A 26,059-nucleotide genomic window follows, 5' to 3' on the forward strand; every position below is an offset into this window, starting at 1 on the left:
CCTCTTCCGGTCGCCTGCACGTCGATCAGGAGCGCTTGATGCCAAAGGCCCCCAGCACCTGTTCGGTGTTCTTCTGCATCTGCTCCTGCATCTGCAGAAAGACATTCTTCGATTGCTCGACGTAGCTGCCCATCAGCCCCTGCAGCATCGGCGACTGCATGGTCATGAAGCGAGCCCACATCTCGGGCGTCAGGCCTTCGGCCTTTTCGGCAAGCTGTGCCTGCACCTCGGTCATGGCCTGGATGTTCTTCTCGAGATACGGGCCCATGTAGCCCTGCATCGCCTGCCCGTAGAAACGGATGATGTTGGCCAGCACCTGCTCGGTGAACATCGGCGCGCCGCCCGCCTCTTCTTCAAGAATGATCTGCAGCAGGATGCTGCGCGTGAGGTCGTCGCCGGTCTTGGCATCACGCACCACGAACTGGGCATTCTGGATGACCAGCTGCTTCACCTCGGTCAGCGTGATGTACGTGGATGTCTCGGTGTCGTAGAGCCTTCTGTTCGGGTACTTCTTGATCACACGCTGCACCGGTTTCGCCCCGGACTTCTTGCTCTGCACTGCGGACTCCTTCACATGGACGCCCATGTCATCGGATGATTCTAGGGAGCGGTTTTGCTGCGTCGCGACAAGGTTTACCCTGACCGGCTGCGGCACTTTTCTCAATCCACCGATGTTGCGTACTCCGCGCCGCATGCATGGCAACCAGCAACCTCGGGCCGCTCTTCGTCTGCCTCGCGAAACCGCAGCGGGGTTTTCTGCCCGTAGACGACCCAGCATCGCGGGCAATGCTCTTGCCCGACCGTCGGCAGATAGGCACGGGCGCGCTGTTCGGCACGCTCCTCGGTCAGGGGCATGCCCTGGCGTTGGGCGCGCGCCACTTCACGCGCTGCCATGGTGTCGGTGCGACCGCTTTCGTAGTCATTGATGCCGTACACAGCACGCGCAAACTCGATGGGAGCCTGCTTGAGCAATGCTGTCAGCCGCTTGTCGGCATGAGCCCGATCAACGAAGGTTGATCGCGTATTTATCGGATCGCTTATCAAGAAAAATGGAATGTAGTTGCAGAGTGACCAAGGTAGCACAAGAACATGCCAAGGGTCTTTGTCTGCATCACCACAAGGGACGATATGTGCACCGGGGAACCCGGTGCATGCTCTGTTCGACTGAACCGGTGGTTGGCCGGGGTTGAAACAGAAATTGGTAGGCGCGATTGGACTCGAACCAACGACCCCCACCATGTCAAGGTGGTGCTCTAACCAGCTGAGCTACGCGCCTAAGGATGTGTCCGAGAAGCAGTTATTGTAGCAGGAGAAATCGCGTTTTTCAGCGACGACGTGCAGATCGCACACCAATAACTGCAGTGACCAGTCCGAGGACCTGCGTGAGACGCGCGGCATCGGCGATTTCGACAGTGAACGTCATCCACGCGGTGCCCTTGATCGACTGCGTCTGCACGCCGATCACATTCATCTTCTCGCGCGCGAACACATCGGAGATGTCGCGCAGCAGGCCCTGACGATCCGCTGCCTCGACAGCCACGTCCACCGCATACACAGGCGCATCGGCGCCCTTCTTCGCGGCACCCCACTCCACGTCGATGACGCGCTCGCCATCTTTCGCAGCCATCATGCGGAAGTTGCTGCAGTCGCTGCGATGCACGCTCACGCCATGGCCCCGCGTGACGAAGCCACGAATGGCGTCAGGCGGTGCCGGCTTGCAGCACTTGGCGAGCTGCGTCATCAACGAAGACACGCCCACCACGAGCACGCCGCCCTTGCCCGATTTCTCGCTGCCGCGCGCCTTCTTGATGAGCACGCCGTCGTCGGGCCCGGGTGCGGGCTCCGGCGGCCGCAGCAAGGCTTCGATGTTGCGCAGGGAGAACTCGTCCTTGCCCACCACTTCGAACAGGTGGTCCGCCGATTTGAAGCCCAGCTGCGAAGCCAGGTCCTCGAGCCGCACCGCCGTCTTGCCTTCGCGCTGCAGCAGCTTCTCGACCGCCTCGCGTCCGCGCGCCACGGTCTCGTGCGTGATCTGCGCGTTGAACCATGCGCGCACCTTCGCGCGCGCACGATGGCTGGCCAGATAGCCAAGCTCCGCATTGAGCCAGTCGCGCGAAGGCCCGCCCTCCTTGGCCGCGATGATCTCCACCGTCTGTCCGTTCGACAGCGGCGTGTTCAGCGGCACCATCGCGCCATCGACACGCGCCCCGCGGCAGCGATGCCCCAGCGTGGTGTGCACCGTGTAGGCGAAGTCCACGGGCGTCGCGCCCTGCGGCAGCTCGACGATGGCGGCATCGGGCGTCAGTACATAGATGCGGTCGTCGAACAGGCCCTGCCCCTGCAGGCCGCCAGAGAGATCACGCTCCCACGCCAGCAGTTGCCGCAGCACGGCGATCTTCGCGTCGTACTCGCCGCTGGCCCACACGCCCGCGTAGCCCTTGTGGCCCGCTTCCTTGTAGGCCCAGTGAGCGGCCACGCCATGCTCGGCGTGGTCATGCATTTCTTCAGTGCGGATCTGGATCTCGATGGGCTTGCCCGCCTTGCCGTCCACCAGCTCGCGCACCACCGTGTGCAGCGACTGATAGCCATTGGGCTTGGGCCGCGCGATGTAGTCGTCGAACTCCTCGTCGATAGGCTGGAAGTGCGAATGCACCCACGCCAGCGCGGCATAGCAGTCCTTGACGTCGGGCACCACCACGCGCAGCGCGAGGATGTCGAAGACCTGGGCGAAGTCGAGCGACTTGCCGCGCATCTTCTTCACGATGCTGTAGATGTTCTTCGGCCGCCCCTGCACCGCGGCCTTGACGCCTTCGGCCTGCAGCTCACGCTCGAGCTGCGAGCGCAACTGCTCGACATGCCCTTCGCGCTCGATGCGCTTCTCGTCGAGCAGGCGCGCGATCAGCTTGTAGGTCTCGGGCTCGAGGAAGCGGAACGAGAGATCCTCGATCTCCCACTTCACCTGCCAGATGCCCAGCCGGTTGGCCAGCGGCGCGAACACCTGCAGCGACTCGCGCGCCACACCCTCGGGCGCCGGCCGCTTGCTCGCTGCCGCATGCCTCAGCGTCTGCAGGCGCGAAGCCAGCCGCAACATCACCACGCGCAGGTCGCGCGAGAACGCGAGCAGCATCTTGCGCACGTTCTCGGTCTGCGCGCCGGCACCTTCTCCGTGATGCCCCTGCGACGCCGAGCGCGCCTGTTCCTGCACTCGAACCAGCTTGGTCGTCTCGACCGCCAGCGCCGCGAAGTTGTCGCCGAACACCTTGGCGATCACTTCCTGCGGGCGATTCAGGTGCTGGCACGAATAGACCAGGTAGCTCGCGGCCTGCATGGCCTCGGAGCCGCCCATCTTCGCGACGATGCCAGCCACCGCGTCGGCATGCGCGAGCGTGTTCTCGCCGGTGTCGAGCTTCTCGTCGGCGATCAGGGGCTCGGCGAAGGCGCGAGCGCGCGCCAGCATGTTCTCCATCACCGGCGTGCGCTCGGCAGTGGCCGCGGACAGCGGATAGTCGACCATGACCGCGTCGGACGCGGATGCCGTCTGGAGACTCGAAGAATCGCGCTTCACGCTTCGCTCGCTCAATCGCTCGATGGGTCGAAAAGGAAGTTGGTGACGGCGGCGATCTGTGCGGGGTCGACGAAGGTCGGCGCATGGCCCACGCCCTCGAACTCGACCAGGGTTGCGTGCGGGCCGCGCTGCGTCATGGCCAAGGCCGTTTCGCGCGACAGCAGATCCGACTCGGCGCCGCGCGTGAGCAGCGTGCGCGCCGTGATGGCGTCGTACAGGCTCCACATGATCGCACCGCCCTGCGCCGCGGCCTCGGGCGTGATGGCGCGAAGCGCGACGCCGATGGCCGGGTCGTAGTGAAGCAGCCAGCGGCCGTCTTCGCCACCGCTCGCCTCGACCTTCGCCGAGCCGTCAGCCGTGCGCTGCGAGGCAGGCACCACCATATGCCGCGACAACTCCAGCCACTGGGCCGGCGTGTGGGGACCGAAGGTGGTCGACAGCGCCCACATGGCATCGGCCGCCGCCTGCTCGCTCTCGAAGCTGCCGTTCTTGCCGACATAGGCGCCGATGCGCTGCAACGCGACCGGCTCGATCGTCGGGCCAACGTCGTTCGCCACGAAGCGACGGATGGAACGGGCCAGCGGCAGCTCCTTGTGCCCGGCGAGCACGAAGCCGATCAGCCCGCCCATGCTGGTACCGAGGTAGTCGAGCGTGTCGACGGGCTGCTCGCGATGCAGCTGCGCAATCAGCGCAACCATGTCGGCCGCGTACACCGGCACCTGATATAGGGAAGGATCGCGCAACCAGTCGCTGCGCCCTCGGCCCGCCACGTCGGGGCAGACCACGCGCACGTCGCCGCCGGCGCGCGCCACGATGGCCTGCGCCAGCAGGTCGAAATCGCGGCCCTGCCGGGTGAGACCGTGCACGCAGACAACGACGTGTGCGCTGCGCGCGTCGCCCCATTGCCAATAGGCCATGCGGTGGCCGCCCTGGGCGTCATCGCACGCCACGTAATGAAGCGTCGGCTCGATCATGGAAACAATCTTGTTCTGGTGCTGATAATTGTCTCGTCGCATCCTAATTCATCCGGAGATTGATCTTCATGCTCAAAGGCAAAACCGCGCTTGTCACGGGGTCCACCAGTGGCATCGGCCTCGCTGTCGCCAAGTCCCTCGCCCAACAGGGTGCAAACATCGTGCTCAACGGCTTCGGCGATGCCTCGGCCCCCAGGGCCGAGGTCGAAGCACTCGGCGTTCGCGCCGAATACCACGGCGCCGACATGAGCAAGCCGGAACAGATCGATGACATGATGAAGTTCGCCGCGTCGAAGTTCGGCCGCGTCGACATCCTCGTGAACAACGCCGGCATCCAGCACGTGGCCAAGGTGGAAGATTTCCCCACCGAACGTTGGGACGCCATCATCGCGATCAACCTCAGCAGCGCCTTCCACACCACGCGCCTGGCGATCCCCGCGATGCGCGAAGCGAACTGGGGCCGGGTCATCAACATCGCATCGGCGCACGGCCTCGTGGCTTCGGCGCAGAAGTCGGCCTACGTGGCGGCCAAGCACGGCGTCGTGGGCCTGACCAAGGCCGTGGCACTCGAAACCGCGACCACCGGCGTCACCGTCAATGCCATCTGCCCGGGCTGGGTGCTGACCGCGCTGGTACAGAAGCAGATCGACGACCGCGCGGCGCGCGAAGGCATCACGGCCGCGCAGGCGCAGAACGACCTGCTGGGCGAAAAGCAGCCTTCGCTGCAGTTCACCACCGTCGAGCAGCTGGGCGGCCTGGCCGTCTTCCTGTGCTCGCCGGCTGCCGACCAGGTCCGGGGCGTTGCCTGGGCCATGGACGGCGGCTGGACTGCCCAGTAATGGGTAGCCCCGCGGTACGCGTTTCCCTTATTTGAGCTGCACCGAGCCCGACACGCTCACCGTCACGCTGGTCTTGCCGGCCTCGACCGGCACGGCCGAATCGGCCGACGAGAACGACTTGGCCTGCACCGCCATCATGCGCGGGCGGATCGGGCCGTTGTCGCTCGCGTTCACCGACACCTCGCGCAGCGTGTAGCCGCTGAAGCCGAAGCCCTTGGCGAGCTCGTCGGCCTTCTGCTTGAAGTTCTGGATGGCGATGGTCTGCGCCTCGGTCTCGGTCTTGGCGCGCTGTTCGCGGCTCAGGCCGAAGCCGACGTTGCCCACGCTGAGCGTGGTGATGCGCCCTGCCGTCTGGGTGATGCGCGGGAAGTCGCGACCTTCGAGCACCAGCTCGGTCGAGCCCTGCCAGCCGCCGATCTTGCCGTCCTTGGTGTAGCGCGGCGACAGGCTGAAGTTGCCGGTGCGCACGTCGAGTTGGCCCGCCTGGGCATTCTTCTTCGCTTCGGCCAGCGCGGCGTCGAGCGCGGCCTTCAGCTGCGTCTGCACGGTGACAGCGTCGGTCGCGTCGCGGGTGGTCACGAGCGTCATGCTCAGCATGTCCTGCTGGACTTCGACCGCACCCGATGCGGTGAGCTGCAGCACGTTCTGGGGAGCCGGCGTGACGGCGTTCTGGGCCAGGGCAGTGCCGGCCGTGGCCAGGGCGGCACAGGCCGCGAGCAGTTTGATTTTCTTCTTCATGGCAAGGTTCTCCCGAATTGATATGAAAGACAGACAGGCCTGCCCCGAGAAGGCAGGCCGGCGCATCGCGCGCTGTCTCAGCGGCGTTCGCTGCGCGGCGCGACAGGCAGCTGGCGGGCCGCGGCCGGTGGCACCGGCACGATCCGCTCGGCCGGCTGCGATTCTGCCGAATTGAGCAAAGCACCCGCGGCGGGCGGGGTCCATTGGCCGCGAACCTGCTGACGCAGCTCGAACAGTTCGGCGGGAGTGAGGCGTCGTCCGGCAATGGCCTCTCCGCGGCGGACTTCCTCGCGTTGCGCGGCCCTGTGGGCGGCAACGGCGTCCCTGACCTCATTGCGCCGGACCTCGCCCACCCTGAACAGATCGCCAGACACCGCCAGCGACGGACCGCAGGCGAATACGAGGAAGAACGGCAACGCGAATGTAGGACGTCTCATTGATTGGAAGTCGGCAGGAAGCGCGACTTTGCCATCACCTCGCTAACGTCGGATGACCAGACCGCGAACGTCCGCAAGTTTTGTAACTTAGTGTCAAACCATAAGTAAATCCGGCTCAACGAACCCTCAACGCCTTCAGAATCGGCCCTGTTACAAATTCAACGTTGTAGAAATGACTCAAGTTCCCGCTCGCACCGACAAGATCGTGATCGTCGACGACGACGCCCGCATCCGCGACCTGCTGCGCCGCTACCTGACGCAGGAAGGCTTCGAAGTGATCGTGGCCGAGGACGGCAAGGCGCTCAACCGCATCCTGTTGCGCGACACGGTCGACCTGATCGTGCTCGACCTGATGATGCCCGGCGAGGACGGCCTCTCCGTCTGCCGCCGCCTGCGTGCCGCCAACGACCGCACGCCGATCATCATGCTCACCGCCAAGGGCGAGGACGTTGACCGCATCGTCGGCCTCGAGGTCGGCGCCGACGACTACCTCGGCAAGCCCTTCAACCCGCGCGAACTGCTGGCCCGCGTCCACGCAGTGCTGCGCCGCCGCCCGCCGCTCGAGGCGCCGGGTGCTCCCTCCACCGAGAACGAGACCGTCACCTTCGGCCCGTTCGCCTTCGACCTCGGCTCCCGCACCCTGAAGAAGGACGGCGAAGAACTCTCGCTGACCACCGGCGAGTTCGCCATGCTGAAGGCGCTGGTGCGCCATCCGCGCCAGCCGCTGTCGCGCGAAAAGCTCGCCCAGCTGGCGCGCGGCCGCGAGTTCGAGCCCTTCGACCGCAGCCTGGACGTGCAGATCTCGCGCCTGCGCAAGCTCGTCGAATCCGATGCCGCTGCGCCCCGCTACATCCAGACCGTCTGGGGCGTGGGCTACGTGTTCGTGCCGGACGGCACGGCCTGATACCACGTTGACAGGTGGCCGTCGGCCAAACCACCGGACCAGGCGCTGCCCAGGAGGACGGCGCGCAGGTCACGATGCCGAGCCCGCTCGAAGCGAGCGCGCAACGTGACCGCCGCCCCGGCCTCAAGCTGGGCTTCAGCCTTTTCTGGCGCACCTTCTTTCTGCTCGCACTGCTGCTGATCGGCTGTACGGTCGCCTGGCTGCAGACTTTCCGCTCGCTCGAATACGAGCCGCGCGCCATCCAGACGGCGCACCAGATCGCCTCGCTCGTGAACCTCACGCGCGCGGCGCTGGTGTATTCCGACGCCATCACCCGGGTGTCGCTGATCAAGACGCTGGCCGACCAGGAGGGCGTGCGCATCCTGCCGCGCGAGCCCAACGACCGCTTCCAGCCCTACACCAGCGGCGCTCTCGACCTGCGCGTGACCGAGGAGCTGATCGACCAGCTCGGCGAAGGCACCACGGTTGCAAGCCGCGTGAACGACGAGGCCGGCCTGTGGATCGGCTTCACCATCGAGAGCGACACCTACTGGCTGCTGCTCGACCCCACGCGCTTCAGCCGCGTGGGCGGACGCACCTGGCTGGTGTGGCTCAGCACCGCCATGGCGCTGTCGCTGGCCGGCGCGGCACTGATCACGCGGCTCATCAACCTGCCTCTCAAGCAGCTGTCGCGCGCGACCATGCAGGTGCGCGAGGGCGAGTACGAGGCGCACCGGCTCGACGAGCGCGCCCGCACCAACGAGATCCGCGCGGTCAACATCGGCTTCAACCGCATGGCCGACCAGCTCGCCAAGATCGAGCAGGACCGCGCCATCATGCTGGCCGGCATCTCGCACGACCTGCGAACGCCGCTGGCCCGGCTGCGGCTGGAAACCGAGATGAGCGTGGCCGACGAGGACGCGCGCGACCACATGGCCGCCGACATCGCCCAGCTCGACGCGATCATCGACAAGTTCCTCGACTACGCCCGGCCCGACCACGTCGACCCCAAGCCGGTGCTGCTGCGCGACGTGGTCGATGCCTGCACCTACGCCGTGCAGGACTACGAGGAGATGAACATCAAGGTCGAGGTGCCGCCCGACCTGCGCGTGATGGGCGACGAGGTCGAGCTCACGCGCGTCATCTCCAACCTGGTTGAGAACGCGCGGCGCTACGGCAAGACGCCCTCCACCGGCGTTGCAGACGTGACGATCCAGGCGCAGGCCAACAACGACGCGGTGCTCATCAAGGTGCGCGACCATGGCGCCGGCGTCGAGCCCGCCCTGCTCGCGCAGCTGACCAAGCCCTTCTTCCGCGGCGACGCGGCCCGCACCTCGGCCGCCGGCGCGGGGCTGGGCCTGTCGATCGTGGCGAAGAACATCGAGCGCATGGGCGGCACCTTCGCGCTGACGAGCACGCCGGGCCGCGGCCTGGCGGCGCATATCCGCATGCCGCGCGCGATGCCGCCCGGCATCAAGCCCGGCGAACCGCAGGGCAGCGGCGCCAAGAAGCCGGCCTGAGCGCCGGCAGCGTCTTTCTTATCTGTGGAGCAGAACGGCCGCGCGGGCCTCCATCGCGCGGCCCTCGCCCACCGGGCCCAGCTTCTCGGCCGTCTTGGCCTTCACGTTCACCTGCTCCAGCGTCACGCCCAGCGTGTCGGCGATGCGCTGGCACATCAGCGGAATGTGCGGCGCGAGCTTGGGCGCCTGCGCGATCACGGTGCTGTCGACGTTGCCGATCTCCCAGCCGGCCGCGCGCACCCTGCGCGCCGCCTCGGCCAGCAGCACCGCCGAATCGGCGCCGCGAAACTGCGGATCGGTGTCCGGAAAGTGCCGGCCGATGTCGCCGAGCCCCGCGCCGCCCAGCAGCGCGTCGGTGATCGCGTGCAGAAGCACGTCGGCATCCGAATGCCCCAGCAGGCCGGTGGTGTGCGGCACCTCGACGCCGCCCAGGATCAGCTTGCGCCCCGCCACCAGCTGGTGGACGTCCCAGCCCTCGCCGATGCGGATGTTGAATGCGCCTGTCATGCCAGCCCCTTCCTGCGGCCCAGCAGCACCGCTTCGGCCAGCGCGAAGTCTTCGGGAAAGGTCACCTTGAAATTCTGCGCGCTACCCGGCACCAGCAACGGCGACAGGCCGACGGCCTCGATCGCGCTGGCCTCGTCGGTCACGGCGTCTCCGGTGCGCTCCAGCGCGTCGAGCAGCATGCCGATGCGGAACATCTGCGGCGTCTGGGCCAGCCACTTGTCGGCGCGCGACAGGGTCTGGGCCACGCGGCTCTCGGCGGTGGACGACTTCAACGTGTCCGCCAGCCGCTGCGCCAACAGGCCGCCGACGGCGTCGTGCTCGCAGGCGGCGATCAGCGCCTCGATCTGGCTGGAGGTGACGAGGCAGCGCGCCGCGTCGTGCACCAGCACCCAGTCGTGCGCGCCGGCGCCCTTCTGCCGCAGCGCCACCAAGCCGTTGCGCACCGTGGCCGCACGGGTCACGCCGCCCACGCGCAGCAGGTATTCGTTCTCCGAGGGAAAGCGCGGCAGCACCGCATCCACGTCCCGATCGTCCGGCGACACCACCAGCGCCAGCCCGGCGAAGCGCCCCGCCATTGCGCGGAAAGCCTCCAGCGTATGGGCCACCATCGGCAGTCCGGCCAGGCGCCGGTACTGCTTGGGCTGCGTGGACTGCGCATGCCCCGCGCGGTGGCCGGAGCCGGCGCACGGGATCAGCACGAAAAGTCGGGAAGAGGACATGGGCCCTGCGTCGGCTGCGGCCGACAAGCGGATAAAGGGCCGCCATTCTAGAATTGCCCGCTACGCACACCCCTCGCCAGCCGGCGCGGGGTGTTGTGCATTTCCATCAAGCGTTCCATGGACCTCCCCCACCTCACGGCGGGCAAGCGATTCACGCTGCCGCGTCCCCCGTTGTCGGCCGATGCACTGCTGCTGGCGCAGCTGGCCATGCGCGAGAAAGCCGCCGGGCGCGCCACCGCGATGTTCACGGCCGACGCCAACGACGCCCAGCGCCTGATCGACGAGATCGCCTTCTTCGCGCCCGACCTGCGCTGCGCCCTGTTCCCCGACTGGGAGACGCTGCCCTACGACAGCTTCTCGCCCCACCAGGACCTGATCAGCGAGCGCCTGGCCACACTCTGGCGCATCAGCCAGAAGGAGGCCGACGTGGTGCTGGTGCCCGCCACCACCGCGCTCTACCGGCTGGCGCCGCCGTCCTTCCTGGCCGGCTACACCTTCCAGTTCAAGGCAAAGCAGAAGCTGGAGGAATCGAAGCTCAAGGCCCAGCTCACTCTCGCCGGCTACACCCACGTGACGCAGGTGGTGAGCCCCGGCGAATACGCGGTGCGCGGCGGGCTGATCGACCTGTTCCCCATGGGCTCGCCGGTGCCCTTCCGCGTCGACCTGTTCGACGACGAGATCGACACCATCCGTACCTTCGACCCCGACACCCAGCGCAGCCTCTATCCGGTGCCCGAGGTACGGCTGCTGCCCGGCCGCGAATTCCCCATGGACGACGAGGCGCGCGGACGCTTCCGCAGCCGCTGGCGCGAGCTGCTCGAGGGCGACCCGACCAAGAGCCGCATCTACAAGGACATGGGCAACGGCGTGGCTACCGCCGGCATCGAGTACTACCTGCCGCTGTTCTTCGACGAGACGGCCACGGTGTTCGACTACCTGGGCGCCGACGCCACCGTGGTGCTGCACGGCGACCTCGAGCCGGCCTTCCAGCATTTCTGGCAGGACACCAACGAGCGCTACCGGCTGGTGCGCGGCGACCCCGAGCGCCCCGCCCTGCCGCCCGAGGCGCTGTTCCTGAACGCCGAGCAGTTCTACCAGCGCGCCAAGCCCCATGCGCAGCTTGCCATCCGCGGCGGCGGTGACGTCCCCACCGAGGCGCCCTACGCCGAGTTCGACAGGCTGCCGCCCTTCGCCGTGGTGCGCGGCGCCGAAGACCCACTGGTCGGCCTGAAGGCGCACATCGCCAGGACGCCGCACCGCGTGCTGCTGATCGCCGAGAGCGACGGCCGCCGCGAGAGCCTGCTCGACTTCCTGCGCGCCAGCGGTGTGAACCCGCCCGCCTTCGACTCGCTGGCCGAGTTCGAGACTTCCGGCGACGAGAAGATCGGCATCGCCACCGCCGCGCTGGCCTCGGGCTTCGCGTGGCGCGAGCAGGCCATCGACTTCGTCACCGAGACCGAGCTGTTCGCCGCCGCGCCCACCACGCGCCGGCGCAACAAGAAGCAGGAGCAGGTCAGCGACGTCGAGGCGCTCATCAAGGACCTCTCCGAGCTCAACGTGGGCGACCCGGTGGTCCACTCGGCGCACGGCATCGGCCGCTACCGCGGCCTGATCCACATGGACCTGGGCCAGGGCAACGGCCCCGACGGCAAGCCGCTGCTGCAGGAAATGCTGCACCTGGAGTACGCCGACAAGGCCACGCTCTACGTGCCCGTGAGCCAGCTGCACCAGGTCAGCCGCTACACCGGCGTCAGCGCCGACGAGGCCCCGCTGCACAAGCTTGGCTCCGGCCAGTGGGAAAAGGCCAAGCGCAAGGCAGCCGAACAGGTGCGCGACTCGGCCGCCGAGCTGCTCAACATCTACGCCCGCCGCGCCGCACGCGAAGGCCATGCCTTCCGCTACTCGCCGGCCGACTACGAGGTGTTCGCCAACGACTTCGGCTTCCAGGAAACTGCCGACCAGAAGGCCGCGATCCACGCCGTGGTGCAGGACATGATCTCGCCCCAGCCCATGGACCGCCTCGTGTGCGGCGACGTGGGCTTCGGCAAGACCGAGGTGGCGCTGCGCGCGGCCTTCATCGCCGTCACCGGCGGCAAGCAGGTGGCGTTTCTTGCGCCCACCACGCTGCTGGCCGAGCAGCACTACCAGACGCTGGTAGACCGCTTCGCCAAGTGGCCGGTGAAGGTGGCCGAGATGAGCCGCTTCCGTTCGGCCAAGGAAGTGACGGCCGCCGCCAAGGGGCTGGCCGACGGGCAGGTCGACATCGTCGTCGGCACGCACAAGCTGCTCTCGCAGTCGGTCAAGTTCAAGAACCTGGGCTTGCTCATCATCGACGAGGAGCACCGCTTCGGCGTGCGCCACAAGGAGGCGATGAAGGCCATGCGCGCCGAGGTCGACGTGCTCACTCTCACCGCCACGCCGATCCCGCGCACGCTGGGCATGGCGCTCGAAGGCCTGCGCGACCTGAGCGTGATCGCCACCGCGCCGCAGCGGCGCCTGGCCATCAAGACCTTCGTGCGCAACGAAGGCACCGGCGTGATCCGCGAAGCCGTGCTGCGCGAGCTCAAGCGCGGCGGGCAGGTCTACTTCCTGCACAACGAGGTCGAGACCATCGAGAACCGCCGCCAGAAGCTGGAAGAGATCCTTCCGGAAGCCCGCATCGCCGTGGCCCACGGCCAGATGCCCGAGCGCGAGCTGGAGCGCGTCATGCGCGACTTCGTGGCGCAGCGCTACAACCTGTTGCTGTGCTCGACCATCATCGAGACCGGCATCGACGTGCCGACCGCCAACACCATCGTGATGAGCCGCGCCGACAAGTTCGGCCTGGCGCAGCTGCACCAGCTGCGCGGCCGCGTCGGCCGTTCGCACCACCAGGCGTATGCCTACCTCATGGTGCCCGACACCGAGGGCCTGACCAAGCAGGCGGCGCAGCGGCTGGACGCCATCCAGCAGATGGAAGAACTCGGTTCCGGCTTCTACCTCGCCATGCACGACCTGGAGATCCGCGGCACCGGCGAGGTGCTGGGCGAGAACCAGAGCGGCAACATGATGGAGATCGGCTTCCAGCTCTACAACGAGATGCTCAGCGAAGCGGTTCGCGCGCTCAAGGCCGGGCAGGAGCCCGACCTGCTGTCGCCGCTGTCGGTCACCACCGAGATCAACCTGCACGCCCCTGCCCTGCTGCCTGACGACTATTGCGGCGACGTGCACCTGCGGCTGTCGTTCTACAAGAAGCTGGCGACGGCCAAGACGCCCGACCAGATCGACACGCTGCTGGAGGAAATCGTCGACCGCTTCGGCAAGCTGCCGCCGCAGGCGCAGACGCTGATCGACACCCACCGCCTGCGCGTGCTCGCGCGGCCCTACGGCGTGGTGAAGGTCGACGCGGCGCCGGGCATCATCAACATCACGTTCAAGAAGGATCCGCCGGTCGACGGCATGGCCATCATCCAGCTGATCCAGAAGAACAGGCACATCAAGCTCGCCGGCAACGAGAAGCTGCGCATCGAGCGCGAACTGAAAGAACCCAAGGACCGGGCCCAGATGGTGCGCGACGTGCTGCGCAGCCTGGGCCAGCCCACCGTCAAGGAAACCGCCACCGCATGAGCGCTACTGAAATCTCCCCCGGCCTCGTCATCCAGCGCGTGAAGCCGCCGCTGAAGCTCGCCGACTTCAGGCTGATCGCCTTCGACATGGACTCGACGCTGATCAACATCGAATGCATCGACGAGATCGCCGATGCCGTCGGCAAGAAGGCGGAGGTGGCCGCGATCACCGAAGCCACCATGCGCGGCGAGATCAAGGACTTCAAGGAAAGCCTGCGCCGCCGCGTGGCACTGCTGAAAGGCGTGCCGGTCGAGGCGCTGCAGCAGGTGTACGACCAGCGCCTGAAGCTCAACCCCGGCGCGAGCGAACTGGTGGCCGCGTGCAAGGCGGCCGGCCTCAAGGTGCTGCTGGTGTCGGGCGGCTTCACCTTCTTCGCCAACCGCGTGAAGGACCGCCTGGGCATCGACTTCGCGCGCTCCAACCTGCTCGACGAGGCCGACGGCAAGCTCACCGGCGAGGTCGTCACGCAGAGCTGGGGCGACATCTGCGACGGCGCCGAGAAGCGCCGCACGCTGCTCGAGGTGGCCTCGCTGATGGGCATCTCGCCGCAGGAGACCATCGCCGTGGGCGACGGCGCCAACGACCTACCGATGATGGGTGAGGCCGGCCTCTCGGTGGCCTATCACGCCAAGCCGAAGGTGCGCGAACAGGCCATGGTGGCCATCAACGAAGGCGGCCTCGACCGCGTGCTGGAAATACTGAAATGACCGACACCGCCCCGCTCTATCGCGCCGACGCACTCAGGGACTACGCCAGCGCCCTGCTGCAGAAGGCCGGGCTCGCCCCGTCGAAGGCCGACAGCGTGGCCCGCACGCTGGTCGAAGGCGACCTGCTGGGCCACGACACGCACGGCCTCGCGCTGCTGGCGGGGTACGTCAAGGAACTGGAATCCGGCGGCATGACGCGCGACGGCGCCCCCGAGGTGCTGTCCGACCGCCCCGCCGCCGTGCTGTGGGACGGCAAGCGCCTGCCCGGCCCCTGGCTCATGGACCAGGGCATGGACCTGCTCGTGCCGCGCGCCCGCGAACTGGGCACGGCCTCGCTGGTCATCCGCCGCAGCCACCACATCGCCTGCCTCGCCGTCTACATGCTGCGCGCGCTGCAGGAAGACATGCTCATGCTGCTGGCCTGCTCCGACCCCAACGCCGCCAGCGTCGCGCCCTTCGGCGGCACGCAGGCGGTGTTCACGCCGAATCCGCTGGCCATGGGCTTTCCGCTGTCGCAGGGCGGCGTGATGGTCGACATCTCGGCCTCCATCACCACCAACGGCATGAGCAACCGCAAGCGCGCGGCAGGCGAGACCTTCGCGGAGGAATGGCTGATCGACGCCGCCGGCAAGCCCACGAACGACCCGCAGGTGCTGTTCGACCAGCCGCCCGGCACGCTGCTGCCGGTGGGTGGGCTGAGCCACGGCCACAAGGGCTACGGCATGGCACTGCTGGTGGAAACGCTCACGGCCGGCCTCGCGGGCCACGGCCGGGCCGACGCGCCCGAGGGCTGGGGCGCGACGGTGCACATCACGCTGCACGACCTGAACGCCTTCGGCGGCAAGGAAGCCTTCCTGCGCCAGATGGACCATGTGGCGGCAAAGTGCCGCGGCAACGTGCCCATCGACCCGGCGAAGCCTGTGCGGCTGCCGGGCGAAGGCGGATTGAAGCGTCGGGAAATTCAGTCGAACGACGGGGTGCGGCTGCACCCGTCGATCGCGCGCTCGCTGCAGGATGCGGAGCAGCGCCACGGCCTGCGGCTGGCGCAGGCGCTGGTCTGAGCGGGGGTCAGTCTTCGGCGTCGGGCGACGCCGCTGCCTCGCCGGCGGGGCGCGGCTTGCGCTTGCCGGGCCTGGCCAGGATCTCGATGTAGAACTGCTTGCCGGCCTCTTTCGCCACGCCGTCGATGAGGCCGGTGATGGCGGAAAGGTGAATGACTTCGGCCGATTCCTGCGATGCGCCGAACCTGCAGTCGAAGTCCCAGAAGTCGGCGCCTTCGGGCAATGCGCGCCGCCGTTCGCGCTTGATGTACTTGCGGATCTCGTGCTTGATGGCTTCGAGTAGACGGTCGGGGTGCTTGCCCTCGACCTGAAGCTGGAAGGTTTTTCTCATGGGTGATCGTAACCAATGTGGAATGGGCACCGAACTTGCTGGCTACCATGGCCGACGGGCCCATTCCGCGGCAGCCATGCCGAGTCATCCATGCAGACTTTTTTTCATCCGGAACAACTCTTGCACCATCCGCGCAGCTACCTGTCGCGCGGACAGATGCGCACCCCGCAGGAAGTCCCGGAGCGCGCGCTGCGGCTCGTGGAAGCCGCGCGATCGCTCGGCTTCGACCTGCGGACGCCCGCCGATGCCGGCATGGCGCCCATTGCGGCCGTGCACGGCGCCGACTACCTGCGCTTCCTCGAGGAAGCCCATGCCGAATGGAAGCAGATGCCGTCCGACTGGGGCGACGAGGTGATGTCCAACATCTTCGTGCGCGAGCCCAATCGCCTGCGCGGCATCCTCGCCAAGGCGGCGCGCTACCTGGCCGACGGCAGCTGCCCGGTGGGCGCAGAGACGTGGCGCTCGGCGTACTGGTCGGCCCAGAGCGCGGTGGCCGGCGCAGCGGCCATCAACGACGGAGCACGCGCGGCCTATGCGCTGTGCCGTCCTCCCGGCCACCATGCGCGCGTCGAGGCCGCCGGCGGCTTCTGCTACCTCAACAACGCCGCCATCGCGGCCCAGGCGCTGCGCGGTCGCTTCGCCCGCGTGGCGGTGCTCGACACCGACATGCACCACGGCCAGGGCGTGCAGGAAATCTTCTACGGCCGCAGCGACGTGCTGTACGTGTCGATCCACGGCGACCCGACCAACTTCTATCCGGCGGTGGCCGGCTACGACGACGAGCGCGGTGCCGACGATGGCGAGGGTTTCAACCTCAACTTCCCGATGCCGCACGGCTCGCCGGAATCGGCCTTCTTCGACCGGCTCGACGACGCGACGCAGGCGCTTCAGCGCTTCGCGCCCGACGCGCTGGTGCTGGCGCTGGGTTTCGACATCTACAAGGACGATCCGCAATCGCAGGTCGCCGTGACGACCGAAGGCTTCGGCCGGCTGGGCAAGGCCATCGGCGCGCTTGGCCTGCCGACCTTGATCGTCCAGGAAGGCGGCTATCACCTCGAGAGCCTGGAAGCCAACGCGCGCGCCTTCTTCGGGGGATTCGCGGCCGCCGCGTGACCGCCCTCGCGGCTACGGGTGCCGCGCTGTGTACAGTCGGTGCATCGAACGAAAGCAGGTGAAAGACATGGCGCGCGCAAACGACTGGGCAAGCAAGGTGATGGCATTGATCAACGGCGGGAATCCCACCGCCGCCATCGCGCAGATCAAGGTCGCGCCCTCGGTCAAGGACCTGAAGGCGCTGCAGACCATCATGACGCTCTCGAAAATGAAAGGCCGCTATCCGAACGTGGATGCGGCCATTTCAGACAACCTGGACCTGCTTGCAGCGCCCAGGCTGCACCGGTCCCCCTGATCGACAGCGTCTTTTACAGCGCCTGGCCGAGGCGCTTCACGCCCTCTTCGATCTTCGCCACATCGGCCGTGGCGAAGCTAAGGCGCAGCGTGGCCACGTCAGGCTTTTCCGCAAAGAAAGGCGCGCCGGGCACGAAGGCCACGAGCTTCTCGATGGCGCGCTTGGCCAGTTCGTTCGCGTCGGCCAGCTTGCCGTTGGCGCCCGTGAGACGGGCCCAGAAGAACAGGCCGCCGTTGGGCTGCGTGAAGCTCACGGCATCACCCAGTTCGCGCTTGAGCGCCGCGCCCATGGCCTGCGCGCGCTGGCCGTAGACCTCGCGAACATGCGCCAGCGTGCCGGGCATGCGGCCGCTCTTGAGGTACTGGGCGGCCGTGGCCTGCGCGAAGGTGCTGGTGTGCGCGTCGCTGAACTGCTTGCACATGGTGGCCTTGGCCAGCAGTTCGGGCGGGGCGATCATCCAGCCGATGCGCAGGCCGGGGCTCAGAACCTTGCTAAGGCTGCCGCAGTGCGCCAGCAGTTCGCGGCTGCCGGGCACGTCCTTGCTCAGCGCCATGATCGAAGGCGGCGGCGCTTCGCCGAAGTAGAGGTCGCCGTACGGGTCGTCCTCGACGATCAGCGTCTGGTACTTCACGGCCAGCTCGAGCACCTTCTTGCGGCGCTCCAGGCTCAGCGTGGCGCCGCTGGGGTTGCCGAAGGTGGGAATCAGGTACACGAGCTTGGGCTTGTGCTCGGCGATGAGCTTCTCGAGCTCGTCGGTCTTCACGCCGTTGGCGTCGATGGGAGCGCTGATGAGCTGGGCGCCGTAGAGGCGGAAGCACTGGATGGTGGCCAGGAAGGTCGGGCCCTCGACGATCACCTTGTCGCCGGGCGAGATCATGGTCTTGCCCAGCAGGTCCAGCGCCTGCTGGCTGCCGGTGGTGACGATCAGGCCGTTGGACTCGACGTCGACGCCTTTTGTCTTCATGAAGGCGCTGAGCTGGGTGCGCAGCGGCTCGTAGCCTTCGGTCGCTCCGTACTGCAGGGCGCCGCCGGCTTCCTCCGTGAGTGCCTTCTGGCTCGCCTCCTTGAGGCCCTCGACGTCGAACATGGCGCTGTCGGGAAAGCCGCCCGCGAAGCTGATGATGCCGGGCTTGCCCAGCAGCTTGAAGAGTTCGCGGATGGCGGAGGTCTCGACGTTGTCGAGGCGGGAGGCGAATTGCATGGTCAGTCTCACTTTCTGGATGGCATTGTCGCCAAAGCGCAGTCAATAAAGCTGCGTAAGGCTATCCGCTTTCGACGATATATTGCGCCTGCCGCCTTTGCCCGCTGCCGTTACGACGCCCCATGAAAAAAGACAACATCCCCCTCTTCTTCGCCACCCTGCAGGCGGCCAACCCCACGCCCGAGACCGAGCTGGAGTACAGCACTCCCTTCGAGCTGCTGGCCGCTGTGCTGCTGTCGGCGCAGGCCACCGACGTTGGCGTGAACAAGGCCACCCGCAAGCTCTTTCCGGTGGCGAACACCCCGCAGGCCATCCTCGACCTGGGCGTCGAGGGGCTGGAGGAATACATCAAGACCATCGGCCTGTACCGCAGCAAGGCCAAGCACCTCGTCGAGGCCTGCCGCATGCTGGTGGAGCAGCACGGCGGCGAAGTGCCACGCACCCGCGCCGAGCTGGAGGCGCTGCCGGGCGTAGGCCGCAAGACGGCGAACGTGGTGCTCAACGTGGCCTTCGGCGAAGCGACCATCGCGGTCGACACGCACATCTTCCGCGTGGGCAACCGTACCGGCCTAGCGCCGGGCAAGACCCCGCTGGAAGTGGAACTGAAGCTCGAGAAACGCGTCCCTCTGGAGTACCGTCTTCATGCGCATCACTGGCTGATCCTGCACGGCCGCTACATCTGCGTGGCTCGCAAGCCGCGCTGCTGGGAATGCGCGGTGGCGACCTTCTGCTCCTACAAGCCCAAGACGCCCGCCCCGAAGACGGCCTGAGAGACAAAGACAGAACACGACAACGGATGACCAGAAGCAAGACCACATCGACGAACACCCGCAAGCTGCTGGGCGCGGCCCTGCTGGCTGCGCTGCTCCCTGCCTCAGCCTGGTCGCAGCAGGGCGGCACGCAGTTTCCCAACAACGTCGGGCAGTACACGGGCCGCTGGTCCGCCAACTGCGCCGACAACTCGGCGCCCACGCTGCAGGTGCGCCAGGACACGCTGATCGCCGAGAGCGGCAAGCGCCGCGTGGTCGCCCGCGAGCCGCAGACGATCTACAGCCTCTTCGGCAACAGCCCGCCGCCCGCGGGCTTCGACGTGGCGCTCGTCGGCGAGTCGGGCAAGGCCGGCGCGCTGACCTTCCTCGTCTACCGCGGATCGCGCGGCCAGCACATCACGATCGATGCCGACAAGCCGGTTGCCGGCCAGCTCGGCCCCGAGATGATGAAGCTGCGCTACTGGCGCTGCAACGGCGCCGAGCGGGCGCTGCCTCCTCCCGCAGAACCGGCCGCCAAGGTGCCGCCCCCGCCCACCGGAAGCCCCGCCGCGCTGGCGCAGGGCCCCGCCATGCAGAAGGCCTGGCGCGCCGCGCTGGGCACGCGCGAGAACGAGCGCTGGCTGGTGCGCCGCGAAGGCCCGGCGCCGGAGCCGCAATGGGTGACGATCGACGGCACACGCTACCTGCTGCACGCCTTCTGCAAGCCGCACGACTGCTACGACAACAACGCGATCGCGCTCTACGACCAGGGCTCGGGCCGCATCTACGGCCTGGTGCAGCGCAACGGCGGCAACCGCCTGGTGGGCGCGCCTCCCTCGGCGCTCGCGCCCCAGCTCGACAAACTCTGGCGCGAGCAGTGGCGCAAGTCGAACTGAGCTGAGCCGGGCACGCCGCCGGCTCAGGGCCGATACGAGGCCGGTTCAGGCCAGCTTGAACATGCGCACCGCGTGCACCAGCCCCGCGGCCTGGTCGTTCATCGACTGGGCCGCGGCCGAGGCCTGCTCCACCAGCGCCGCGTTCTGCTGGGTGGCGCGGTCCATCTGCTTGATGGCGTCGTTGACCTGGCCGATGCCGCTCGCCTGCTCCTGGCTGGCCGCGGTGATCTCCGCCATGATGTCCGTCACCCGCCGCACGCTGCCCACGACCTCTTCCATGGTCTTGCCGGCCTCGTTGACCAGCGTGCTGCCCGCCTCCACCTCGTCCACCGAGTCGCCGATCAGCGTCTTGATTTCCTTGGCCGCCGCGGCCGAGCGCTGGGCCAGGCTGCGCACCTCCGAGGCGACCACCGCGAACCCGCGCCCCTGCTCGCCGGCGCGGGCCGCCTCCACCGCCGCGTTGAGCGCGAGGATGTTGGTCTGGAACGAGATGCCGTCGATCACGCCGATGATCTCCACCACCTTCCTCGACGAGGCGTTGATGGACGCCATCTTCTCCACCACCTGATCGACCACCGCGCCGCCGCGCGAAGCCACCTGCGAGGCCGAGTCGGCAAGCTGGTTGGCCAGCCGCGCGTTGTCGGCGTTCTGCCTGACGGTGCTGGTGAGCTCCTGCATGGCCGCCGCCGTCTGCTCCAGCGAGCTGGCCTGCGCCCCTGTGCGCGACGACAGGTCGCGGTTGCCCGAGGCGATCTGCCCCGATGCCGAGGCGATGGAATCGGTGCCGTCGCGCACCTGCCCGACCACCTTGGCGAGTTCGTCGTTCATCGAGCGCAGCGCGCGCATCAGCATGCCCGACTCCGACGCGTCGGCCACCTCGATGCGCGCCGTCAGGTCGCCGGAGGCCACCTGCTGCGCCACGTTCACGGCCTGCCCCAGCGGCCGCGTGATCGAGCGCGTCATGAGGAACGCCAGCAGCAGCCCGCCGGCCAGCGAGGCGCAGCTGATCCCCAGGATCATCCACTTGGCGCGCCAGTACGCGGACTGGGTCGACGCCGTGCCTTCGTCCGCGCTCTTCCTCAGCTGCGCCTGGAAGGCCGAGACATGCGCCAGTACCTGGTTGAGCAGCGGCATGCACTCCTGCGTCAGCACCTTGACGGCCGCGTCGGTCTGGCGCGACGTGGCGAGGGCGACGACGTTCCCGGCAATGGGCAGGTACTGGGCCTCGAGCGCGCGGAGCTTCTCGAGCATCCGGCGTTCCTCGGGGCTCGCGGCGGCCTGGTCGGCCATCAACGTCGCCAGGCCCTGCAGGCCCTTGTCGATCTCGCGCTGGGAGCTTCCCACCAGTTCGATGTCGCCTTTCTGCAAGGCCGGCTCCGTCACCAGCGCCAGGTTGCGCGCCGCGATGGCCCGCTTGCCGATGGCGGCCTGCACGTTGTTGAGTTCGTCGAGCTTGCGTGCGCCGATCTCGGTCGCGAAGGTGACCCGGTCCGAGAGATTCGCCATCTCGTGCAGCCCGATGCCCGTGATGAGAAGCTGCAACAGCAGCAACAGCGCGAAACCCAGTCCGAGGCGGGCTCCGATCTTGAGATTCGAAAGACCGAACATGTGGCGTTCTCCAAATTGGTTGCGGGGGCTCCCCGTCGTCATCGGCCGGGCCGCGGCGCGCCACCCCACCCTCGAAGGGTGGGGATGGGCAAACCCTTGAATATGGGATTCGATCCGCGCGCGAGATGACCCAGAATCCGCACGGATGCAACCCGCCTCAATCCTCGGCACACCAGCACTGCGCACCCGGAGCCGCCGCCTCCTGGTTCGCCAGGGCCTGCTCGACCGGCTCGACGCCTCCGGAGGCCGCCGCTGCGTGGTGCTGCAGGCACCGGCCGGCTTCGGCAAGAGCTCGCTGCTGCTCACCTGGCAGCGCGAACTCGTCTCGGCCGACGCCGGCATCGCATGGCTCAGGCTCGCGGATCTTCCCGAGGGCGACCTGCACTTCATGACCTCCCTGATGACGGCCCTGGCCGGCATCGACTCCGCCATCCCGAAGGAGGCCGTGGCGCACGCCCGCCCCGACGCCCTGGCGATGGAGCGGCTGGTCATCGCGCTCGTTCGCGGCATCGCGGCGCACGGGCGCAGGGTCGTGCTGATCGTGGACGACGTGCAGTGCGCGCAGAGCGGCCACGTGCTGCACGCCCTGCGCCTGCTCGTCGAGTACGCGCCCTCCAACCTGCTGTGCGTCTTCGCCAGCCAGGACGAGCTGCCGATGACGCTGGGCCACACACCGGCCTCGAAGACGGTGCTCGAGCTGCGCAACGACGACCTGCGCTTCAGCCTGCCGGAGTCGATCGACTACCTCGGCATGCGCCTGCCCCAGCTCGACGAGCGCGCCGCCGCCGCGATCCACCGGCTGACCGAGGGATGGCCCGCCCTGCTGCGGCTGGCGAGCGCCGACGTACGCCGGCGGCGCGGCGTGCAGTCGCCCCTGGTCCACGGCGTGCCCGACCCCGAGCCGTTTGCCGCGTACTTCCACGCGCACGTCTTCCCGCGCCTCTCGGCGACGCAGCTGCGCCTGCTCACCTGCTGCGCGGCCTGCACCCGCTTCAGCGCGCCGCTGTGCGCCGACCTGGTGGGCGACGGGTACACGCCGGCCCAGTGCGCCGAGTTGCTGGAACCGCTGGCGCGCGAGGGCCTGCTGTCCGCCGCACCGGAAGCGCCCGTGGCTGAGGACGCTTCCGTGCCCATGCACGAACGCTGGTGGCACATGCACCCGCTGCTGCGCAGCGTGCTGCTCGTGCGCTTCTCGGCCTGGCCCGAAGCCGCGCGCGTGAAGCTCCATGCCACGGCCTGCCACTCGTTCATGACCCGCGGCATGCGCCACCAGGCCGTGCGACACGCGCTGGCAGCCGGCAACCGCGAGACCGCCGCCCGCCTGGCCGAGCACGGCGCGCAGGCGCTCTTCGTCCAGGGCAGGATGAGCGAGACGATCGCGCTGCTGCGCCAGATCGACGCCGAGACGGTCGGCAACAACGCCAATCTCGGTCTCTGGATTGCCTGGGTCGAGCTGGCCGACTACCGGCTCGACGACTGCGCCCGCAGCATCGAAAGGCTGCGCGCAAGACCCGGCGCCCTCGAGCCGGCCATGCGCTACCGGCTGACGCTGCTGGACTGCCTGCTCGCCATCCGCAACGACGACAACGACGCGCTCTCGCGGCTGCTGCCCGAGCTGCTGGCCCCGCCGCCGGCGGCCGACGAGTTCGCGCTGGCCGGCCGGCGCAACGTGCTGACCTGGCTTCACCTGCATCGCGGCGAGTTCGAGCAGGCGCGGCGCATCCAGCGCGACGAGCCGGCGCCTCGCATCGACGGCGAGCCCGTCGCCGGCACCCTGTTCGGGTCGCTGGTGGGCCAGTGCCTGGTCGGCCTGTCGTATGCCGTCGAGGGCCACATGCACCGCGCGGAGCGCATCTACCGCCAGGTGCTCGACGAGGCCCAGGAGCGCGGCGCGCGCTGCGCCGAGGCGGCGCGGCTCACCGCCCAGCTGCTGGTCGAGGTGCTGTACGAACAGCACGGCCCGCTGGTGGCGGCGCGCTTCATCCAGGAACAGCTCGGCACGCATGACGGCCTGATTCCCGACACCACCCTGCGCATGATCCTCGTGGCGAACCGCGCGCAGCAGGCGGCCGGCCGATGGCGCGAGGCGCTGGAGCACCTGGCGCAGACCGGCTGCTTCCTGCGCCGCTTCGGCATGGACCGCACGCTGGCCTGCGTGCTGCTGGAGCAGCTCGAAATCCAGCTCGCCAACGACGGGGCCGAAGGGGCCGACGCGGCGCGGGCCTCGCTGCAGGAGCTGGAGGCGCTGCACGACCGGCATCCGGGCGTCGAGCCCGGCACCCTCCGGCGCATTGCCGACATCGTGGAGCGGGCGCGCATCCGCATGGCGGTGCACGACGGCGAGCTGCTGCCCGCGCTGGCACGGCTCGAGGCCCTGTCGCAGTGCTACGAGGAACGCGGGCAGCTCAGCCTTTCCGTCACGCTCCAGCTGCAGGCGGCCGAGGTCGAGCGCAGGCTGGGGCGCACCGAGGAGTCGAACACGCGCGTGTGCAAGTCCCTGCGCCTGGGCCACCGGCTGGGGCTGCTGCAGACCCTGCTGGGCGCGCACCCCAACGCCCTGCAGCTGATCCGCACGGCCGGCGCGACTCCCCGGCTCGACCCGGTGCTGGGCTTCTTCATCGAGCGCATCGAGGCATTGGCGCAATCGCAGAGCGGCACCCGCGTCGAAGCGCCACCGGTGCCCCGCTTCCGGGACGACGGGCGCCTGACCCGCCTGCTCACGCTGCGCGAAGCCGAGATCGCCGAACTGCTGCTGCAGTCGCTGCCGAACAAGAAGATCGCGCTCACGCTCGGCCTGTCGCTCGACACGGTCAAGTGGCACCTCAAGAACATCTACATGAAGCTGGACGCCCACGGGCGCGGCGCCGTGGCCGAGCGCATCCGGCACGAGCTGGAACGCGACGACGGCGGCGGGGACGGCAGGCGCGGAAGATAGCCGCCGCCGGGCCTGTCAGGTGCCGGTTATTTGTCGAAAATCAGCCATCCGCCGAACGGCATCTCGCCGGCGGGCCAGTCGCCGGCACTCGACGGACAGCGGATGCCGCGCTGCAGCAGCGTCACCGCGCGCAGCACGCCGGCATGCGTGACCCAGAGCGTGTCGCGCCCCTGCGCCAGCCATTCGTCGTGCGCCTGCGCGATGCGTGACATGAAGGCACGCACGCTCTCGCCGTGCACACCGGCCCGCAGGTCCGCGAAATCGGCGGTCCAGGCATCGAAGTCCTTGCGGGGAATGCCCGCCCAGGGCCTGCCCTCCCAAGCGCCGAAATCCATCTCGGCCAGCCGCGCGTCGCGCTGAACCGTCAGGTCCGGGCGAAGCGCGACGATGGCCTCGGCCAGCGCTGTGCAGCGCCTCAGCGGCGAACTGCACAGAACGATGCCCACCGGCAGCAGCGGCGCGATCCGCTCGGCGGCGGCCAGCGTGGCGTCCGCATGGGCTTCGAGGTCCGTCGCCCCGTAGCAGAGGCCCGGTTCGGCCACCACCGGGGCATGGCGCTGGAGCCAGAGCGTGCTCATGCGTGCCAGGCCAGCGCGAGGTAGATCGCGAGCTCGCAGACCTGCTGGGTCGCGCCCAAGCCGTCGCCGGTGAAGCCCTGCAGCCTGCGCAGGAAGAGGCGCGCCATCCAGCCCGCGGCGAGAGCGGCCGCGAGCACGGCGGCCCCGACGTTCACGGCGCCGTGCACATGCAGCAGCAGCGCCACCGCCGGAACGGTCCACACCACGGCGATCGCCAGCGCCCCCCCGCTGATCGCATCCGCGAGCGGCTTGGCCTTGCTCGCGCCGCTGTCGCCCACATAGGGCAGCCAGCGGATCAGGAACAGCGGCATCAGCCGCGACAGCACATGCGCGCCCACGATGGCGACGGCCACGGTTTCCAGGCCGCGCCCGGCCAGCACCGCCAGCAGCGCGCACTTCAGGCCGAGCGCCAGCACGAGCGCGACGGTGCCGAAGGCTCCGATGCGCGAGTCCTTCATGATCTCCAGCGCCCGCTCCCGGCTGGCCGAGCCGCCCAGGCCGTCGGCCACGTCGGCCAGCCCGTCTTCATGGAAGGCGCCGGTCAGCATCACGGTGGCGACGGTGCTCAGCACGGCGGCCGCCAGCGCGCCGCCGACGCCGGGCAGCCCCATGGCCACGCCCGCGAACACCAGCGCCGCCACGCAGCCCGCCAGCCACCCGATGCCAGGCAGGTGCGCCGCGCTCGCGCGCAGCATCTGCGGGCTGAAGCCCACCCATTCGGCCAGCGGCCCTGTCACCGGCACCCGCGTGAAGAACTGCAGGGCGAGCAGGAAGTGGCGAACGCCGTTCTTCATTCG

24 protein-coding genes and 1 tRNA gene are annotated in these 26,059 nt (G+C 68.4%); 11 read left to right on the forward strand and 14 right to left on the reverse strand.

The features are described 5' to 3' along the window. Window positions 1–25: 25 nt before the first annotated feature. The 5 genes from phaR to BMY35_RS19180 form a co-directional block, all read right to left on the reverse strand. A complete protein-coding gene (gene phaR, locus BMY35_RS19160; protein ID WP_093202373.1) occupies window positions 26–586 on the reverse strand; it encodes a polyhydroxyalkanoate synthesis repressor PhaR in 561 nt (186 codons plus the stop codon). A 74-nt stretch (window positions 587–660) separates the two neighbouring features. Continuing rightward, window positions 661–972, reverse strand: a complete 312-nt coding sequence (locus BMY35_RS19165) for a hypothetical protein (RefSeq protein WP_256228840.1) — start codon at window positions 970–972, stop codon at window positions 661–663. A gap of 227 nt (window positions 973–1,199) precedes the next feature. Next, window positions 1,200–1,276, reverse strand: a tRNA-Val gene (locus BMY35_RS19170). A gap of 48 nt (window positions 1,277–1,324) precedes the next feature. Further along, a complete protein-coding gene (locus BMY35_RS19175; protein WP_256228957.1) occupies window positions 1,325–3,514 on the reverse strand; it encodes a RelA/SpoT family protein in 2,190 nt (729 codons plus the stop codon). A gap of 62 nt (window positions 3,515–3,576) precedes the next feature. Next, window positions 3,577–4,581, reverse strand: coding sequence for an alpha/beta fold hydrolase (locus BMY35_RS19180; protein WP_093202378.1), 1,005 nt, complete (start codon window positions 4,579–4,581; stop codon window positions 3,577–3,579). A gap of 26 nt (window positions 4,582–4,607) precedes the next feature. On the opposite strand from BMY35_RS19180, the gene BMY35_RS19185 reads away from it, so the two are divergent. After that, window positions 4,608–5,378, forward strand: a complete 771-nt coding sequence (locus tag BMY35_RS19185; RefSeq protein WP_093202924.1) for a 3-hydroxybutyrate dehydrogenase — start codon at window positions 4,608–4,610, stop codon at window positions 5,376–5,378. A 27-nt stretch (window positions 5,379–5,405) separates the two neighbouring features. Here the strand turns inward: BMY35_RS19185 and BMY35_RS19190 are convergent, their stop codons facing one another. Continuing rightward, window positions 5,406–6,116 (reverse strand): SIMPL domain-containing protein, encoded by a 711-nt coding sequence (locus tag BMY35_RS19190; RefSeq protein WP_093202381.1) that lies wholly within the window; start codon window positions 6,114–6,116, stop codon window positions 5,406–5,408. A 77-nt stretch (window positions 6,117–6,193) separates the two neighbouring features. Further along, window positions 6,194–6,553, reverse strand: a complete 360-nt coding sequence (locus BMY35_RS19195) for a hypothetical protein (RefSeq protein ID WP_093202384.1) — start codon at window positions 6,551–6,553, stop codon at window positions 6,194–6,196. 172 nt (window positions 6,554–6,725) lie between these two features. Between BMY35_RS19195 and ompR the strand changes: the two genes are divergently transcribed. Further along, on the forward strand, window positions 6,726–7,457 hold the full coding sequence (ompR, locus tag BMY35_RS19200) for an osmolarity response regulator transcription factor OmpR (protein ID WP_007837017.1): 732 nt from the start codon (window positions 6,726–6,728) through the stop codon (window positions 7,455–7,457). A 74-nt stretch (window positions 7,458–7,531) separates the two neighbouring features. Beyond that, window positions 7,532–8,956 carry a sensor histidine kinase gene (locus BMY35_RS19205; RefSeq protein ID WP_093202386.1) on the forward strand — a complete coding sequence of 475 codons (1,425 nt, stop codon included), beginning with the start codon at window positions 7,532–7,534 and terminating at the stop codon, window positions 8,954–8,956. A gap of 18 nt (window positions 8,957–8,974) precedes the next feature. Here the strand turns inward: BMY35_RS19205 and ispF are convergent, their stop codons facing one another. Together ispF and ispD are read right to left on the reverse strand one after the other, a co-directional pair. Continuing rightward, window positions 8,975–9,463, reverse strand: coding sequence for a 2-C-methyl-D-erythritol 2,4-cyclodiphosphate synthase (ispF, locus tag BMY35_RS19210; RefSeq protein WP_093202389.1), 489 nt, complete (start codon window positions 9,461–9,463; stop codon window positions 8,975–8,977). Continuing rightward, window positions 9,460–10,182 (reverse strand): 2-C-methyl-D-erythritol 4-phosphate cytidylyltransferase, encoded by a 723-nt coding sequence (ispD, locus tag BMY35_RS19215; RefSeq protein WP_093202391.1) that lies wholly within the window; start codon window positions 10,180–10,182, stop codon window positions 9,460–9,462. Before ispD ends, ispF begins: the two co-directional genes overlap by 4 nt. A gap of 117 nt (window positions 10,183–10,299) precedes the next feature. On the opposite strand from ispD, the gene mfd reads away from it, so the two are divergent. The 3 genes from mfd to BMY35_RS19230 are packed head-to-tail and all read left to right on the forward strand — an operon-like array spanning window position 10,300 to window position 15,556. Next, entirely contained in the window at window positions 10,300–13,788 is a 3,489-nt protein-coding gene (gene mfd / locus BMY35_RS19220; protein ID WP_093202394.1) for a transcription-repair coupling factor, read from the forward strand. After that, complete coding sequence (serB, locus tag BMY35_RS19225) at window positions 13,785–14,495, forward strand: phosphoserine phosphatase SerB (protein ID WP_093202396.1); 711 nt, start codon at window positions 13,785–13,787, stop codon at window positions 14,493–14,495. The genes mfd and serB overlap by 4 nt, the downstream gene beginning before the upstream one ends. Further along, entirely contained in the window at window positions 14,492–15,556 is a 1,065-nt protein-coding gene (locus BMY35_RS19230; RefSeq protein ID WP_093202399.1) for an Ldh family oxidoreductase, read from the forward strand. The genes serB and BMY35_RS19230 overlap by 4 nt, the downstream gene beginning before the upstream one ends. Window positions 15,557–15,563: 7 nt before the next feature. Here BMY35_RS19230 and BMY35_RS19235 read toward each other — a convergent pair whose 3' ends face one another. Then, a complete protein-coding gene (locus tag BMY35_RS19235; protein WP_093202400.1) occupies window positions 15,564–15,887 on the reverse strand; it encodes a DUF6172 family protein in 324 nt (107 codons plus the stop codon). A gap of 90 nt (window positions 15,888–15,977) precedes the next feature. On the opposite strand from BMY35_RS19235, the gene BMY35_RS19240 reads away from it, so the two are divergent. Next, a complete protein-coding gene (locus BMY35_RS19240; RefSeq protein WP_093202403.1) occupies window positions 15,978–17,000 on the forward strand; it encodes a histone deacetylase family protein in 1,023 nt (340 codons plus the stop codon). 67 nt (window positions 17,001–17,067) lie between these two features. After that, window positions 17,068–17,295: a hypothetical protein gene (locus BMY35_RS19245; RefSeq protein WP_093202405.1), complete on the forward strand. Its 228-nt coding sequence runs from the start codon at window positions 17,068–17,070 to the stop codon at window positions 17,293–17,295. 13 nt (window positions 17,296–17,308) lie between these two features. Here BMY35_RS19245 and BMY35_RS19250 read toward each other — a convergent pair whose 3' ends face one another. Beyond that, window positions 17,309–18,496 carry an aminotransferase-like domain-containing protein gene (locus BMY35_RS19250; protein WP_093202408.1) on the reverse strand — a complete coding sequence of 396 codons (1,188 nt, stop codon included), beginning with the start codon at window positions 18,494–18,496 and terminating at the stop codon, window positions 17,309–17,311. Between the two features lie 122 nt (window positions 18,497–18,618). Between BMY35_RS19250 and nth the strand changes: the two genes are divergently transcribed. Continuing rightward, window positions 18,619–19,266, forward strand: coding sequence for an endonuclease III (gene nth / locus BMY35_RS19255; protein WP_093202410.1), 648 nt, complete (start codon window positions 18,619–18,621; stop codon window positions 19,264–19,266). Between the two features lie 26 nt (window positions 19,267–19,292). After that, window positions 19,293–20,141, forward strand: coding sequence for an Ivy family c-type lysozyme inhibitor (locus BMY35_RS19260; RefSeq protein ID WP_093202413.1), 849 nt, complete (start codon window positions 19,293–19,295; stop codon window positions 20,139–20,141). Window positions 20,142–20,186: 45 nt separating this feature from the next. Here the strand turns inward: BMY35_RS19260 and BMY35_RS39065 are convergent, their stop codons facing one another. Next, window positions 20,187–21,749, reverse strand: a complete 1,563-nt coding sequence (locus BMY35_RS39065; RefSeq protein WP_093202415.1) for a methyl-accepting chemotaxis protein — start codon at window positions 21,747–21,749, stop codon at window positions 20,187–20,189. A gap of 145 nt (window positions 21,750–21,894) precedes the next feature. Here BMY35_RS39065 and BMY35_RS19270 point away from each other — a divergent pair, with 145 nt between their 5' ends. Next, window positions 21,895–24,684, forward strand: coding sequence for a LuxR C-terminal-related transcriptional regulator (locus BMY35_RS19270; RefSeq protein WP_093202418.1), 2,790 nt, complete (start codon window positions 21,895–21,897; stop codon window positions 24,682–24,684). Window positions 24,685–24,710: 26 nt separating this feature from the next. Here BMY35_RS19270 and BMY35_RS19275 read toward each other — a convergent pair whose 3' ends face one another. Together BMY35_RS19275 and BMY35_RS19280 are read right to left on the reverse strand one after the other, a co-directional pair. Continuing rightward, window positions 24,711–25,262, reverse strand: a complete 552-nt coding sequence (locus BMY35_RS19275; protein ID WP_093202420.1) for a histidine phosphatase family protein — start codon at window positions 25,260–25,262, stop codon at window positions 24,711–24,713. Next, complete coding sequence (locus BMY35_RS19280) at window positions 25,259–26,056, reverse strand: adenosylcobinamide-GDP ribazoletransferase (protein WP_093202423.1); 798 nt, start codon at window positions 26,054–26,056, stop codon at window positions 25,259–25,261. Before BMY35_RS19280 ends, BMY35_RS19275 begins: the two co-directional genes overlap by 4 nt. Between the last annotated feature and the right edge of the window lie 3 nt (window positions 26,057–26,059).

It is taken from the genome of Variovorax sp. YR750 (assembly GCF_900109805.1).
Taxonomy (GTDB): Bacteria; Pseudomonadota; Gammaproteobacteria; order Burkholderiales; family Burkholderiaceae_C; genus Variovorax; species Variovorax gossypii.